This is a genomic window from Erythrobacter donghaensis (assembly GCF_002155425.1).
Classification (GTDB): Bacteria; Pseudomonadota; Alphaproteobacteria; order Sphingomonadales; family Sphingomonadaceae; genus Erythrobacter; species Erythrobacter donghaensis.
Genome location: NZ_MUYG01000005.1, coordinates 132,579 through 146,600, shown reverse-complemented (window position 1 = coordinate 146,600; position 14,022 = coordinate 132,579). Strand labels below are relative to the sequence as shown.

The following is a 14,022-nucleotide window of genomic DNA, read 5'->3' as shown; positions in this document are numbered from 1 at the left end:
TCAGGGCTTCAGCAGCGTCTCGGCGGGAGGATCACCCGCATGGAAGACAAAGGTGACAGGGCTGGTGCCGGCGCCGATATTGACCCGGTTTTCCTGCCGCGCCCAGACATCGGTGAGGATCTGCGAATTGACGCGCAGCTGCACCGCGCCGGCGGCGGGCCCACCGGCAGGCATGGGAATTTCCTGATAGACCCACAGGCTCCCGCCATCGATCTCGCTGCCGACGAGATCGGGGATCACGACCTCGCCATCGATCTGGAGCAGGAACCGCCGGGCGACATAGCGGGCAAAGGCCTCGCGGCTGTCTTCGCTGCCGATGATGTCGGGCGTGTGGATGTCGGCATTGCCCGTCTTCTGCACCACCAGCGCATGTTCGGCGTCGTGCACCGGCACCTGATGCGCGATCTCGATCATCCCAGTGCGCGGGTTGGCGGCGATGGTGGTGATCGCGAATTTCTGCTGATGCGCCAGCGCCGTCCCCGCCCCCAAGGGAGCGAGCACCAGCGCCAGCAGCATCAGCCAGCGGCGCAGCATCACTTGCGCTTCTTGTCCGGCTCGGCTCCTGCCGCCTCGCCCATCAGATCGCGGCTGACGCGCGATTTCGAGGCTTCATCCTTGAAGGCCTCGACCCGGCTGGGGATGATCCGGCGCGGGTAGTGGTTGTTTTCAAGGTCGGCATCGCCCGTCTCCCAATCGGGATCGACCACGACCTGCACCAGCTCCTTGTTCTTCGGGTACACCAGCAGCTTGGCGACCTCGCGCGAATTGCGGCGCCAGATTTCGGCCGGGATGTTGAGCTTCTCGGTCGATCCGTCCTTGAAGGTCAGACCGAGGATGATCGGCATCACCAGCCCGCCCTTGTTCGAGAAGTTGAGGACGTAGTAGTTCGCGTCCTCCTTCACCGCACGCTCGAACGCCTGACGCTCCCACGCCTGAAGCCCGTCGAGGAAATCGGTGTAGCCCTTCTTGTCCTTCGGCGTGACGGTAAACTGGTCGTTCTTGTCGTAGAAATCGGTCACGCCGGGGTTTTCGAGCACCCAGATCGGCAGGCCCTGTTCCTCGTTGATCTGAATCCCGATCGGCGTCGGCTCATCCGCCGCTTCCTTGCGGCGGCGCGGCAGGTCGATGTCGGGGTTCTTCGTGTCCATCTTGAGGCGGTAGATCGTATCGAGGCTGATATCGACGTGATCGGTGGTGTAGAACCACCCGCGCCAGAACCAGTCGAGATCGGTGCCGCTGGCTTCCTCGATGGTGCGGAAGAAATCCGCGGGCGTGGGCCGCTTGAACTTCCAGCGGCGGGCATATTCCTTGAGCGCAAAGTCGAACCGTTCACGCCCGATCACTGTGTCGCGCAGCACGTGATAGGCCGCACTCGGCTTGCCATAGGCATTGGAGCCCAGATCGGTGATCGAATCCGACTGGGTCATGATCGGCTGCTGGTTGTTCGACACCATGTAGGGCACCAGATCGCGCGCCAAACTGCGGGTCCAGGGCATGTTCGGGTCCCACTCGTAACCCGCGACCGAATCGAGGAAGGAGTTGAGCCCTTCGTCCATCCAGGTCCACTGCCGCTCGTCCGAGTTCACCGTCATCGGGAAGTAGATGTGCCCGACTTCGTGGATCACCACGCCGACGAGGAACATCTTCTCGGCCAGCGAATAGGTGCGGCTGCCATCCTTGTTCAGGGTGGTGCGGGGGCCATTGAAGGTGATCATCGGATATTCCATCCCGCCCACCGGCCCGTTGACGGACTGGGCGACCGGATAGGGATAGTCGAAGCTGAAGCGCGAATAGACCTTCATGGTGTGGACCACCGCGGCGGTGGAATACTTCTTCCACAGATCGCCGCCCTCCTTGGGCCAGAAGCTCATCGCCATCACGGTCTCGTGCTCGGCGCCGGGCTGCTTGTGGCCTTGCGCGTCCCACATGAACTTGCGGCTGGAGGCCCAGGCGAAATCGCGCACGTTCTGCGCGGCGAAGCGCCAGGTCTTTGTGCCCTTGGGGTTGCCCGCTTCGGCGGCGGCGGCTTCCTGCGGGGTGACGATGAACATCGGCGCATCGGCGTTCTTCGCCGCTTCCAGCCGCTGGCGCTGGGCGGCGGTGAGCACCTGATCCGGGTTCTGGATCGTGCCGGTGGCGGCGACGATGTGGTCATCCGGCACGGTCAGATCGACGGTGTAGTCCCCGAATTCGAGCGTGAATTCGCCGCGCCCGAGGAACTCCTTGTTGTGCCAGCCTTCGTAGTCCGAATAGACCACCATGCGCGGGAACCACTGGGCGAGCAGGAAGATGTCGTTGCCGCCCTTCCTCGGATCATCGGGGAAATGTTCGTAGCCCGAACGCGCGCTGACCGCGTCCTCCTCGACAATGTTGAACGCCCATTGAATCGCGAACTCGACGCTCTGGCCGGGGGCGAGCGGTTCGTGCAGGTCGATCCGCATCAGCGTGCCGACGATGGTGTGCGGCAGCTTGCCGCCATCCAGCAGCGTGACCGCATTGATGTCATAGCCGTAATCATTGTCGGCCATCGCCTGCTGGCGGCGCAGCTCTTCCATCGAAAGCTTGGTCGGCTCGCTCCCTGAACCCAGCGTCACCTTGGGCCCGCGCCGGCCGGGGCCGCCGAAGGCGTCGGTCAGCTCGGCCATCGAGTCGCGCTTGAAGATGTTCTGGTCGAGCTGCATCCACAGCCACGGCAGCGCGTCGGGCGAGTTGTTGGTGTAGCGCACCGTCTCGCGCGCGGTGATGCGGCGCTTGGGCTCGTCGAGCTCGGCCTCGATCGCGTAATCCACCTTCTGCTGCCAGTATTCATGCCCCGGCGCGCCGCTGGCGTTGCGGTAGGTGTTGGGATCGGGCAGCACCTCGTCGAGCTGGCGGAACTTGTCCTCGTAGCTTCCCTTGGTCTGCTGAATCCCCTGCGCGGCGGCAGGAACGGCGAACAGCAGGGCGGCGACAAACAGCACGAAACGCAAGGGCGCTCTCCGGGTATGATTGGCAGGCGGGTTTGAGAGCGCAAAAGCGCGAGCCATGCAACCCGTTATCCTGCCACGGTGCGCAATTTCATGTCGTGCATGGCATCGCGGACACTTTTCCCTTAGAGCGCGCAGGCGATGACCTCCCCCGACTGGCAAGCCCTGCACGAAGCCGCCTGCGCGCGCGGGGAGAGCACCTATCGCGATCCGGCGACCGGCTACACCGTGTTCACGCGGCTGGCTCACCTCGCGCGCGGCAAGTGCTGCGGATCGGCCTGTCGGCATTGCCCCTATGATCACGAAGCCGTGCCCGGCCGCCGCTGAGGGTTGCAAAGCTGCAAGCCTGCGGGAATAGGCAGGGGCAAAGGAGACCCACCCCATGAAAACCCGCGCCGCCGTTGCCTTTGAAGCGAAAAAGCCGCTCGAAATCGTCGAGCTCGATCTGGAAGGCCCCAAGCCCGGCGAAGTGCTGGTCGAGATCATGGCGACCGGCATCTGCCACACCGATGCCTATACCTTGGACGGGTTCGACAGCGAGGGGATTTTCCCGAGTGTGCTGGGCCATGAGGGCGCCGGGATCGTGCGCGAGGTTGGCGCGGGCGTCACCAGCGTGAAGCCCGGCGATCACGTTATCCCGCTCTACACGCCCGAATGCCGCCAGTGTAAGTCGTGCCTCAGCGGCAAGACCAACCTGTGCACCGCGATCCGCGCGACGCAGGGCAAGGGGCTGATGCCCGATGGCACCACGCGCTTTTCCTACAAGGGCCAGCCGATCTATCATTACATGGGCTGCTCGACCTTCTCGAACTTCACCGTGCTGCCCGAAATCGCCGTGGCGAAAATCCGCGAGGACGCGCCGTTCCAGTCGGCCTGCTATATCGGCTGCGGGGTAACCACCGGCGTGGGCGCCGTGACCAACACCGCCAAGGTGCAGGTCGGCGACAATGTCGTGGTCTTCGGCCTCGGCGGGATCGGCCTCAACGTCATTCAGGGCGCGCGGTTGACGGGCGCGAACCTCATTATCGGGGTCGACATCAACCCTGCGCGCGAGGAATGGGGCAAGCGCTTCGGGATGACCCACTTCCTGAACTCGAAGGGCATGAGCCGCGAGGAGGTGGTCGCCAAGATCGTCGAGATGACCGATGGCGGCGCGGACTACACCTTCGATGCCACCGGCAACACCGAAGTGATGCGCACGGCCCTCGAAGCCTGCCACCGCGGCTGGGGTACGAGCGTCATCATCGGGGTCGCGGAAGCGGGCAAGGAAATCGCCACCCGCCCGTTCCAGCTTGTGACGGGCCGCAACTGGCGCGGCACGGCCTTCGGCGGCGCCAAGGGCCGCACCGACGTGCCCAAGATCGTCGACATGTACATGACCGGCAAGATCGAGATCGACCCGATGATCACTCACGTCATGGGCCTCGAGGAGATCAACACCGCCTTCGATCTGATGCACGAAGGCAAGTCGATCCGTTCTGTCGTCGTCTTCTGATGCAGATCGTCTCCGAAGTCCGCAGCCACGGCGGGACGCAGGGGGTCTACACCCACGCCTCCGCCGCGACCGGCACCGACATGACCTTCGCGGTGTTCGTGCCGGACCATGCGCCGGGGGCGAAGCTGCCGGTGCTGTGGTATCTCTCGGGCCTGACCTGCACCCATGCCAACGTCATGGAAAAGGGCGAATATCGCGCCGCCTGCGCGCGGCATGGTGTGATCTTCATCGCCCCCGACACTAGCCCACGCGGTGAGGACGTGCCTGACGATGAGGCTTACGACTTCGGCAAGGGCGCGGGCTTCTATCTCGATGCCACGCAGGCGCCGTGGAGCACGCATTACCGGATGCGCAGCTATATTGAGGACGAACTGCCCGCGCTGATCGGCGAGCGATTCCCCGCCGACATGGCGCGGCAGGGGATCACCGGCCATTCGATGGGCGGCCACGGCGCGCTCACCATCGCACTGCGCAATCCGGGCCGGTTCCGCTCGGTCAGCGCTTTTGCGCCGATCTGCGCGCCGTCGCAAGTGCCGTGGGGCGAGAAGGCGTTCGGCCGCTACTTGGGCGAGGATCGCGCCGCATGGGCGCAGCACGATGCAGTCGCGCTGATCGAGGCCGGAGCGCGGCTTCCCGAACTGCTGGTCGATCAGGGCACCGCCGACAATTTCCTCGCCGAGCAGCTCGCCACCCCGTTGCTCGCGAACGCCTGCGAGACCGCCGGCATCCCTGCCGAAATCCGGATGCAGGAGGGCTACGACCACTCCTATTTCTTCATTTCGAGCCTGATGGCCGATCACGTCGCCTGGCACGCCGCAAGGCTTGGTTAACCCGCTGGTTACACCGTATCTTTATGACCTCTCCCGAAGCCGGAATCGGCGCCGGAACAGGTCATGTACGAAAGCAGGATTGCAGCGGACCGGTTGACGGTCACGGCGGTGGAGGGCTTCCCGCCTGAAATCGACGCGCTCGCCGCCCGCAACCTTGCCGGACACAGCTTCCTGCGCGCCGCATGGTATGCCGCGCCTGCTCCGAGCGAGGGCCGCACGCTGCTGTTGCGGCGCGAAGCGGACGGGGCAGTGCTCGCCGCAATCCCCACCATCCCCTTCGGCCCGGCGATGGCCCGCGCGCGCAAGGTGCCGGGGTCCTACTGGCCGCTGCGCAGCCCGCTGATCGCGCCCGATTGCACGGTTGTCGAACTCGCCCATGCGCTCGACCGGAGGCTGGATCACGGGGCCGCCCGCAGCCTTGGCCCGGTGTGGCGCGTCGGCCCGGCGCGCACCGACGTCCCAGCCACCACTCTGCTGATCGCCGCCGCCCAGCTCGCGGGCTGGAGCGTGCTCGCGCGCCCGGCGGGGACGAGCTGGGTGATCGACCTCGCCGCCGCCCGCACGCGTGGCTGGCCGAGCGCTGCGAGCGCACGCAAGCTGCGCGCGGCGTGGCGCAAGCTCGAAAGCCTCGGCACCCCGCACTGGCGCCATGTCCGGGGCAGGGACTGGAATAGCGCCGTGCTGGAGGATCTGGGCCGGATCGAAGCGCAGAGCTGGATCGGCCAGACCACCGACGGCAGCGGCGCGAAGTTCATGACCCCCGCCCAGCGCGCGCTATGGCGCCATGCGCTCAGCGATCCCGTCCTAGCCCAAAACCTCTCCGCCACGATCCTGATGCTCGATGATCGCCCGATCGCCTTCAGCTTCGATCTCGACGACGGCCCGGTGCAATATGGTATCGCCGGAAGCTACGCCGATGATTTGAAGCACCTCGGGATCGGCAAGCTCGCAAATTACCGCGCTGTCGAGGACGCGATTGCTGACGGGCAAAGCGTGATGGATCTGGGCGTGGGCGATACCGGCTACAAGCGGATGATGGGCGCAGTGGCGGGCTATGACATGACCGATCTGCTGTTCGTGCGCAGCGGCCCGGCGGCGGCGCTGCTGGCGAAGGCGTGGGGCCCGGCCCTGCCCGCCCCCTCGCCCGCCGCGTTGGCGATCACTTCAGAGCAGGCCGCCCATGGCTGAAGCCGATCCCGATCTGCTCCGCAGCCCGCCGCCCGTTCCGGCCCCGCCTTCTCCGGCCCCGCCGTCGCTCGCCGCGCAGGTGCGCACGGCGGTGATCTGGCGATCGGGCAGTCAGGTCCTGACTCAGATCGTCTCCTGGTGTTCGACCCTGATCGTCATCCGCCTGCTCGCGCCGCAGGATTACGGGCTGTTCGCGATGGCGCAGGTGATGCTGGTGCTGCTCAGCACCATGAACGGCTGGGGTCTGGCGAGCGCGCTGATCCGCGAGGAGCACGTTACCGAGGAGCGGCTGCGCCAGACGCTGGGGATGCTGATCCTGCTCAATTTCGGCCTGTCGCTGACGCAGTTCCTCGCCGCGCCGCTGGTGGCCCTGTGGTTCGATGAGCCGATGGTGACGCAGCTCTTGCGGGTGCAGGCGCTGCTCTATCTCGCGGTGCCCTTTACCGCCCTGTCCCACGCGATCCTGTCGCGCCGGATGGATTTCCGCCGCCCGGCGCAGGTGCGCCTTGCCGCGGCGGTGGTCGGGGCGGGCACGGCGCTGACCGGCGCGCTCAGCGGCTGGGGCGTGTGGACGCTGGTCGCCGCGCCGATGATGATGATGCTGACCGAGGCGGTGGGCATGACCAGAGCCGCGCGCGCCCCGATCTGGCCGAGCTTCCGCTTTGCAGGCGCAGGCCATATCGCGGGCTTTGGCGGGGTGATGACCGCGACGCAGATCTTCTGGTTCATCCAGAGCCAGGCCGACGTGATGATCGCCGGGCGCGTGCTCGATCCGCACAGTCTTGGGGTTTACACCACCGGGCTGTTCCTTGCGCAGCTGCTTGCCTCCAAATTCGTGCCGCCGATCAACGAAGTCGCCTATGCCGCCTATTCGCGCCAGCGGGGTGAGGGGCAGAGCCAGCTGATCGCCCCGGCGCTGCTCGCCACGGTGCGGCTGGTGATGCTGGTTGCCCTGCCCGCCTATGCCGGGATCGCCGTGGTCGCCCCGGTGCTGGTGCCGGTGCTGCTGGGCCGCCAGTGGCTCGAGATCGTACCGCTGTTGCCGATCCTGTCGGCGGCGATGGCGATGATGACGCTGCAGATCCTCTTCGCGCCCGCCACCAATGCCAGCGGCGTGCCGATGGCGGCGCTGAGGATCACGATGATCGGCAGCGTGGTGATGCCGAGCGCGTTCTTCATCGGCTCGCATTTCGGGCTGACCGGCTTTGCCTGGGGCTGGGTCGGCGGGATGGCCGTGCTGATGCTGGCGACGGTGCGGCTGTCGGGCCGGATCATCGGTGTGACCATCGGCGGCCTCGCCCGCGCGATCCTGCCGCCGCTCGCCGCCGCGCTGGCGATGGCGGCAGGGGTGGCGCTGCTGCTCGCCGCCCTGCCACCGCTGCCCGACATCGCCGCACTGGCGCTGGCGGTGGTGCTGGGCGTGGGCCTCTATGGCGGCGCGCTCCACCTCATCGCGCCCGATAGGCTGGCCGAGGCGCTGCGCTTTGCGCGCAACCGCAACCACGCCGACGATGCCGACGAGGCCGCCGAGGCGCTCCCGCTGGTCTGAGGCCTCAGCGCCCCGCCCCTGTCAAAGCTGTGCAATTGACACCCCCGGCGCGATGCTCTTGTGACGGGGGATGACCAGCGCCCGGCCCGATCCCGTCACTCGTTTCTACTCCACCGGCGACATCAAGCTGGCGGTGCACGAATGGGCCCCGGACGGCGGCGGGGTGCCGCTGGTCTTTGCCCATGCGACCGGGTTTCACGGGCGGGTGTTCGACGCGATCATCGCCCGCTTCCCCGATCATCCCGCCTATGCCATCGACCTGCGCGGCCATGGCCAGTCACGCGCCGGGCCGATCGACGACTGGCGGGTGGTCGCGCGCGATGTCGGTGATTTTCTGGCGCAGGCGGGCCTGTCGGGCGCGGTCGGCATCGGCCATTCGATGGGGGCGCACACGCTGCTGCAAGTCGCCGCCGATGCGCCGGGGCGGTTCAGCCGACTGGTGCTGTTCGATCCGGTGATCCTCGCCCCCGAATTCTACGCGCCGGGCCAGCCGCTCTACACCGCCGAAACCCCCCACCCCGCCATCCGCCGCAAGCGCGATTTTGCTTCGCCAGAGGCAATGATGGAGCGCTTTCGGACGCGCGATCCCTACGATCTGTTCGACGCCCGCGTGTTCGAGGACTATTGCCGCCACGGCCTCGTCCCCGCCGCATCGGGAGAGGGCATGGAGCTCGCCTGCGCGCCCGAGGTCGAGGCCAGCGTCTATGCCTCCAGCCGCAGCAACGGCGCGATTCTGGAGGCGGCGCGCGGGGTCGATATTCCGGTGCTGGTGGTGCGCGCGCAGATGACCAGCCTTACCGATTTCAAGAGCTCGCCGACATGGCCCGAGCTGGCGGGGCTACTGCCGCAGGGGCAAGACCTCCATCGCCCCGACATGACCCATTTCCACCCGTTCCAGGATCCCGCCGATGCCGCGCAGATCATCGCGGAATTCATTGACGGCTGACGATGTTCTCCGAATGTTTCACGTGAAACATTGCCACTGCTCTACCGCGTCGCCTCAAGCAAATCGCTGATATCGTTGCGAATACCCAGGAATGCAGCGGTGTCCGGCTGTTGGAGACTGGTCCCGATCTGCGCCGCCAGCCCGCCATAGAAGGCCTTGAGGCTCGCCTCCAACGGGTGGCCCGGCGCGACCGATGCGGCCAGCCACAGCATGATCGTCTGCGCGCGGGTCAGGGGTTCATGACCCGGCCAAGACACGCCGACAACCGGCCGACCATCCGCCGACGCGCGGTCGAGCGAGATCAGCGCATGGCCCACCGCCGCCTGCGCTTCCTCCAGACAGATCCGCGTGAGATCGGCCCCGCCCGACGCCTCGATCCGCGCTTCGAGCGCGACCCGGCGATAGGCGGCGGCGGGATTGCGGCTGAGCATCTGCATCGCTGGCGCTCCTTACCGATCCCGTGCCGACCAGATGTCGACCTGCTGGCGCAGGAAATCGAGCGTCGTCTGCGAGGCCGCGACCCGCCGTTCGGATGCGGTGAACTGCCGCGTCAGGCGCTCGCGCAGCGCTTCCTGCTGTTCGGCGATGGCGGAAAGGCGCTCGGCACTGGCAGCGAGCTGGCTCTCGTAGCGGCGCAGCGATCCGCCCAGCGTGCCGGGATCGCTGATCAGGCTGTTCTCGCGCGCGAAGCGGTCCATGGTGGCGAACACGCCCGTCACCCCGGTGGTGAACATCGCCGCGACCGCATCGGGCGTGGTCTCCAGCGCGCGGGTCAGCCGGGCGCTGTCGAGCCGGAAGCTGCCATCCCGGTTCAGCGCGAGGCCGAGATCGGCCAGCGTGCGCGGCTCGTCGCCGGTCGCGCCGGGCATGACGACGCGTGCCGAAAGGCCCGCCAGATCGCGGCGCAATTCGCGTGCGCCCGGATCATTGCCCAGCTCGCCCCCGAAGGGCGCGGCGAGATCGGCGACCTGACCGACGATATCGTTGAGCGCGGCGACGAAGTCTTCCATCACGCTGGTGATCGCGGCTGAACTGGTGCCGAAGCTCAGGGTGGTCGGCGCGCCGATGTTGGTGCCGGTGAGATCGAGCGTGAAGCCGCCCGGCAGGCCCGCCACCCGGTTGGTCGGGCTGGTCATCGCCACCCCGTCGAGGCTCAGCGCGGCATCGCGCGCGGAGGATTGCAGCTGGGCCGGCCCCGTCGCCAGGCTCCAACCGAGATATTCCAGATCGCCCGCCACCGCGCCGCCGCCCGCGCCGGTCGCTTCGAGCACGAAGCCATTTGCGGCCCCCTCGCGCCCCTTCATCACCAGCTGTGCGCCGCCGGTGCCGGTGGCGACATAGGCCTGCACATCGCCGCCGGTCGCCTGCGAAATCCTGGCTGCGAGCGTGGCGAGCGTGTCGGTCGCGGTCACGGTGATGTCGATCGCGCCGCGCGCCGCATCGGGGGCAAAATTCGCGCCGTCCACAGTGCCGAAGCGCAGGGTCAGCGTGCCCTCGCCCACCAGCGCATCGCGGCTCGCGAGCGGGCGCGAGAGCAGGGTCTGGCTGCGCGCCAGCTGCGTGACTTCGAGGCTGAAATTGCCGCGTGGGGTAAGCCCGGCGGGCACGCTGACACGGGCGACGGCGGGGTTCGCCAATTCGCCGCGCGGGGCAAGATCGCCGGTGCGCACCCGGTCGCCGAGCGCTGCGGCCAGCCCGGTGACCGCGCTGCGCAGCTGAGCGGCGGCGGAGACCTGCGCCTCCAGCGCGCTCTGCCGCGCGGTGATCTGATTGCGCTGGGCGGCAAAGGTCGCATCGGAAATGTCCGACGCGAGCTTGATGAAATCGACGCCGCTGCCAGCGCCGAGCGCGGAGATGATCGAGGAGCCTGGGGTTTCCATATCGGTCAGAACGTCGCGGGGCGAGGATGTTTAAGCATCGAAAACAACCTCGTCGCCCCGTGCTTGACACTGGGCTTAGCTGCCTTCCTCCGAGGTTGCGGTCGATGAGCCAGCATCGCCGCTCGCTCCAGCGCCATGGCCGCGTGGGGCAGCCCCAATCCGCCAGAAAAGCCAAACCCCGTGTCAGGCACGGGGCGACGGTCAATGGGATTCATCGCTCCACCTTCCCGTCGCCATCGAAGCGCAGGCCTTCGGGCACCTCGACCACCGGGCGGCGCGGGCGTGCCCCGCGTTTGAGCGCGAGCACGAAAGCCACCAGCGAGGCGAGCGCGACATAAAGCTCCTCGCGCACCATCTGATTGGGGCGCGTGGTGAAATAGACCGCGCGGGCAAGGCTCGGATATTCGAGCACCGGCAGGCCCTGCTCGGCCGCGATCTCGCGCATCGCCAGCGCAGTCTCGCCCCGGCCCTTGCACAGCAGCAGCGGGGCGGGCGCGCGGGCGGGGTCATAGGTCAGCGCCACGGCGAAGTGCAGCGGGTTGACGATGATGAACTGCGCCTCCTGCATCGCCTTGGCCACGCCCCCGCGCGCCAGATCGCGCTGGCGCTGGCGGCGCGCGCTCTTCATCTCGGGCGAGCCTTCGGACTGCTTGTTCTCGTCCTTCATCTCCTGCAGGCTCATCTTCAGCCGCTTGTCGCGCTGGAAGCGTTGCAGGGGGTAATCGATCGCGGCGATCACCAGCAGGCCGATCAGCAGCGCGCCCACAAGGCTGGCGATCGCATCGGTGGCGACGCCCAGCTGCGCTTCGAGGCTGAGCCTGCCCAGCGCCAGCAGATCGGGCAGGCGATCCTTGGCCCAGAACCACGCGATCCCGCCCAGCAGCGCCAGCTTGGCGAGCCCCTTGCCCAGTTCGATCAGGCCCTGCCAGCCGAGGATGCGCTTGATCCCCGAGAGCGGATTGATGCGCGATCCCTTGAACCCCGCATTGCCCGGCACCCAGCGCCCGTCCTGCCCCAGCAGCAATTGTGAGGCGGCGGTGAGACCTGCAACCACCAGCCCCAGCGCCATCACCGGCGGCAGCGCGGCGAGCGCCGCATCGCCCATCGCCCCGCCGGGGGTGAACCCGTCGAGCGCGGCGCGGTCGAACACGAAGCCGGCGCGCGCGACCTGCCCCATCCCCTCGGCGAGCCACGCCCCGAGCCCCCACAGCGCCAGCGCTCCGGCAGCGGTTCCGGCGAGCGTGCCGAGCTCCTTGGAGCGCAGGACATCGCCCTTCTTCGCAGCGTCCTGACGACGCTTGGCGGTGGGGGCGAAGGTCTTCTCCCCCGGCGTTTCCTCGGCCATGTCAGCGGGCCTCCACCAGCGCGGCGGACTGTTCGAGCGCGCTCTCGATCACGCCGCGCAGCTGGCCGACCATCACCGGCATCGCGATGATCAGCGCGGCGATCCCGGCGAGCACTCCGGCTGGCAGGCCGAGTGCGAAGAGGTTCAGCGACGGGGCGGAGCGGGCGATGAGGCCGGTGACGATCTGCACCAGCAGCAGCACCAGCACCACCGGCAGCGCGATGGCGGCGGCGGCGGCGAGGCCATAGCCCATGAACAACACCACGTTCTGCGCGCGCCACGCCCCGAAGGCGAATTGCCCCGCGGGCAGCAGGCGATAGCTTTCGATCAGCAGCTCGAACCACAGCAGATGCGCGCCGATGGCGTAGAACAGCAGGCTCAGCACCAGCCCGAAGAACGTCCCCAGCGCCCCGGACTGCGCGCCGCTGGCCGGGTCGATCGAGGTGGCGATGGCAAGGCCCATGGTGCCGGAAATCTGCTCGGCGGCGATGAGGGGAATGGCGAAGGCCAGTTGCAGCACGAAGCCCAGCATCAGCCCCACCGTGATCTCGTGCAGCAGCGCCAGCACGGCAGCGAGACTCAGCATTTCGGGCGGCGGGGGGAGCGGCACCCAGGCGGCGATGAAATAGCCGAGCGTCAGGCTCAGCAGGATGCGCAAGGGCGCGGGCACCGCCATGCCACCCACCATCGGCGCGGCCATCAGCGCCGCGCCGCAGCGCACCGACAGGAACAGGATTTGCCACAGCTGCGCCTCGATTGAGCCGAAGCCGAAATCGAGCGCGTTCATGGCATCACGCCGAAATCTGCGCGACCTGCGCCATGATCTCGGTGGTGAAATCAGCGAGCAGCCCCATCATCGCCGCGCCCAGCACCACGAAGACCAGCGCGGTCATGGCCAGCTTGGGGATGAAACTGAGGGTCTGCTCGTTCACCGAGGTCGCCGCCTGAATGATCCCGACCACCAGCCCCACCACCAGCGCCGCGAGCAGCACCGGCCCGGCGATCAGCGCGCTGACCCACAGGGTCTGATCGGCCAGCGCGAGGAGCTGCGCGTCCTCGGTCATGTGGCGAAACTCATCGCGAGCGAGCCCATCAGCAGCGCCCAGCCATCGACCAGCACGAACAAGAGCAGCTTGAACGGCAGCGAGATGATCGTCGGCGAAAGCATCATCATGCCGAGGCTCATCAACACGCTCGCCACAACCAGATCGATGACGAGGAAGGGCAGGAAGATCATGAAGCCGATCTGGAAGGCGGTCTCCAACTCGCTGGTGACGAAGGCGGGCAGCAGGATCGAGAAGGGCACATCCTCAGGACTGGCGAAGGTCGCGCCGCCGGCCATGTCGGTGAACATCAACAGGTTCGCCTCGCGCGTCTGGGCAATCATGAAGGCGTGGAGGGCCTCGCCCGCCTTGCCGATCGCGGCATCGGCGCCGATCGTTCCGGCAGCGTAAGGCGCAATCGCATCGGCGTTCACCGCGTCCAATGTGGGAGCCATGACGAACAGCGAGAGGAACAGCGCCAGCCCCGCCAGCACTTGCCCCGGCGGCGATCCTTGCAGGCCCAGCGCCTGCCGCAGGATCGCCAGCACCACAAGGATGCGCAGGAAGCTGGTCATCATCAGCACCAGCGCGGGCAGGATGGTGAGGAGGCCCATCACCACCAGCAGTTGCAGCGACATGCTCAGCGGGCTGTCCTCGCCTGCCCCTTGCTCACCCAAAGCGCGCTCGATCGCGGTGCCGACACCGGCGGCGACCGGATCGGGCGCAGCCACCGGCGCGGCGGCGAGCGCCATGTCCGGCGTCAGTGCGGCGCAAAACATG

The 14,022-nt window shown here is 67.4% G+C and carries 14 protein-coding genes; 6 read left to right on the top strand and 8 right to left on the bottom strand.

The window, feature by feature from the left end:
* Both BZF59_RS01235 and BZF59_RS01230 read right to left on the bottom strand, forming a co-directional pair.
* Window positions 1-534: a DUF6702 family protein gene (locus tag BZF59_RS01235; protein ID WP_086606426.1), complete on the bottom strand. Its 534-nt coding sequence runs from the start codon at window positions 532-534 to the stop codon at window positions 1-3.
* A complete protein-coding gene (locus tag BZF59_RS01230; protein WP_211277330.1) occupies window positions 534-2,960 on the bottom strand; it encodes a M1 family aminopeptidase in 2,427 nt (808 codons plus the stop codon). Before BZF59_RS01230 ends, BZF59_RS01235 begins: the two co-directional genes overlap by 1 nt.
* A 147-nt stretch (window positions 2,961-3,107) precedes the next feature.
* On the opposite strand from BZF59_RS01230, the gene BZF59_RS01225 reads away from it, so the two are divergent.
* The 6 genes from BZF59_RS01225 (at window position 3,108) to BZF59_RS01200 (ending at window position 8,974) form a co-directional block, all read left to right on the top strand.
* Window positions 3,108-3,293: a C1orf53 family protein gene (locus BZF59_RS01225; protein WP_086606424.1), complete on the top strand. Its 186-nt coding sequence runs from the start codon at window positions 3,108-3,110 to the stop codon at window positions 3,291-3,293.
* Window positions 3,294-3,348: 55 nt separating this feature from the next.
* Window positions 3,349-4,461 (top strand): S-(hydroxymethyl)glutathione dehydrogenase/class III alcohol dehydrogenase, encoded by a 1,113-nt coding sequence (locus BZF59_RS01220; RefSeq protein ID WP_086606423.1) that lies wholly within the window; start codon window positions 3,349-3,351, stop codon window positions 4,459-4,461.
* Entirely contained in the window at window positions 4,461-5,291 is an 831-nt protein-coding gene (gene fghA / locus BZF59_RS01215; protein ID WP_086606422.1) for an S-formylglutathione hydrolase, read from the top strand. The genes BZF59_RS01220 and fghA overlap by 1 nt, the downstream gene beginning before the upstream one ends.
* Before the next feature lie 63 nt (window positions 5,292-5,354).
* A complete protein-coding gene (locus BZF59_RS01210; RefSeq protein ID WP_086606421.1) occupies window positions 5,355-6,479 on the top strand; it encodes a GNAT family N-acetyltransferase in 1,125 nt (374 codons plus the stop codon).
* Complete coding sequence (locus BZF59_RS01205; RefSeq protein ID WP_086606420.1) at window positions 6,472-8,028, top strand: lipopolysaccharide biosynthesis protein; 1,557 nt, start codon at window positions 6,472-6,474, stop codon at window positions 8,026-8,028. Before BZF59_RS01210 ends, BZF59_RS01205 begins: the two co-directional genes overlap by 8 nt.
* Window positions 8,029-8,098: 70 nt before the next feature.
* A complete protein-coding gene (locus tag BZF59_RS01200; RefSeq protein ID WP_086606419.1) occupies window positions 8,099-8,974 on the top strand; it encodes an alpha/beta hydrolase in 876 nt (291 codons plus the stop codon).
* Between the two features lie 41 nt (window positions 8,975-9,015).
* Here BZF59_RS01200 and BZF59_RS01195 read toward each other — a convergent pair whose 3' ends face one another.
* From BZF59_RS01195 to fliP, 6 genes are all read right to left on the bottom strand, one after another.
* Entirely contained in the window at window positions 9,016-9,411 is a 396-nt protein-coding gene (locus BZF59_RS01195) for a hypothetical protein (RefSeq protein WP_086606418.1), read from the bottom strand.
* Window positions 9,412-9,423: 12 nt separating this feature from the next.
* Window positions 9,424-10,854: a flagellar filament capping protein FliD gene (fliD, locus tag BZF59_RS01190; protein ID WP_086606417.1), complete on the bottom strand. Its 1,431-nt coding sequence runs from the start codon at window positions 10,852-10,854 to the stop codon at window positions 9,424-9,426.
* Between the two features lie 211 nt (window positions 10,855-11,065).
* Window positions 11,066-12,199 carry an EscU/YscU/HrcU family type III secretion system export apparatus switch protein gene (locus BZF59_RS01185; protein ID WP_086606416.1) on the bottom strand — a complete coding sequence of 378 codons (1,134 nt, stop codon included), beginning with the start codon at window positions 12,197-12,199 and terminating at the stop codon, window positions 11,066-11,068.
* A 1-nt stretch (window position 12,200) separates the two neighbouring features.
* Window positions 12,201-12,986: a flagellar biosynthetic protein FliR gene (locus BZF59_RS01180; protein ID WP_086606415.1), complete on the bottom strand. Its 786-nt coding sequence runs from the start codon at window positions 12,984-12,986 to the stop codon at window positions 12,201-12,203.
* A 4-nt stretch (window positions 12,987-12,990) separates the two neighbouring features.
* Window positions 12,991-13,263: a flagellar biosynthetic protein FliQ gene (locus tag BZF59_RS01175; protein ID WP_086606414.1), complete on the bottom strand. Its 273-nt coding sequence runs from the start codon at window positions 13,261-13,263 to the stop codon at window positions 12,991-12,993.
* Window positions 13,260-14,021 (bottom strand): flagellar type III secretion system pore protein FliP, encoded by a 762-nt coding sequence (gene fliP / locus BZF59_RS01170; RefSeq protein ID WP_143738049.1) that lies wholly within the window; start codon window positions 14,019-14,021, stop codon window positions 13,260-13,262. The genes BZF59_RS01175 and fliP overlap by 4 nt, the downstream gene beginning before the upstream one ends.
* Window position 14,022: the final 1 nt, after the last annotated feature.

What these genes read in the sequence shown, in the direction of transcription:
- BZF59_RS01235 (WP_086606426.1), bottom strand. Translation starts at nt 534, where the DNA reads ATGCTGCGCCGCTGGCTGATGCTGCTGGCGCTGGTGCTCGCTCCCTTG.
- BZF59_RS01225 (WP_086606424.1), top strand. Translation starts at nt 3,108, where the DNA reads ATGACCTCCCCCGACTGGCAAGCCCTGCACGAAGCCGCCTGCGCGCGC.
- BZF59_RS01220 (WP_086606423.1), top strand. Translation starts at nt 3,349, where the DNA reads ATGAAAACCCGCGCCGCCGTTGCCTTTGAAGCGAAAAAGCCGCTCGAA.
- fghA (WP_086606422.1), top strand. Translation starts at nt 4,461, where the DNA reads ATGCAGATCGTCTCCGAAGTCCGCAGCCACGGCGGGACGCAGGGGGTC.
- BZF59_RS01210 (WP_086606421.1), top strand. Translation starts at nt 5,355, where the DNA reads ATGTACGAAAGCAGGATTGCAGCGGACCGGTTGACGGTCACGGCGGTG.
- BZF59_RS01205 (WP_086606420.1), top strand. Translation starts at nt 6,472, where the DNA reads ATGGCTGAAGCCGATCCCGATCTGCTCCGCAGCCCGCCGCCCGTTCCG.
- BZF59_RS01200 (WP_086606419.1), top strand. Translation starts at nt 8,099, where the DNA reads ATGACCAGCGCCCGGCCCGATCCCGTCACTCGTTTCTACTCCACCGGC.
- BZF59_RS01195 (WP_086606418.1), bottom strand. Translation starts at nt 9,411, where the DNA reads ATGCAGATGCTCAGCCGCAATCCCGCCGCCGCCTATCGCCGGGTCGCG.
- fliD (WP_086606417.1), bottom strand. Translation starts at nt 10,854, where the DNA reads ATGGAAACCCCAGGCTCCTCGATCATCTCCGCGCTCGGCGCTGGCAGC.
- BZF59_RS01185 (WP_086606416.1), bottom strand. Translation starts at nt 12,199, where the DNA reads ATGGCCGAGGAAACGCCGGGGGAGAAGACCTTCGCCCCCACCGCCAAG.
- BZF59_RS01180 (WP_086606415.1), bottom strand. Translation starts at nt 12,986, where the DNA reads ATGAACGCGCTCGATTTCGGCTTCGGCTCAATCGAGGCGCAGCTGTGG.
- BZF59_RS01175 (WP_086606414.1), bottom strand. Translation starts at nt 13,263, where the DNA reads ATGACCGAGGACGCGCAGCTCCTCGCGCTGGCCGATCAGACCCTGTGG.
- fliP (WP_143738049.1), bottom strand. Translation starts at nt 14,021, where the DNA reads ATGTTTTGCGCCGCACTGACGCCGGACATGGCGCTCGCCGCCGCGCCG.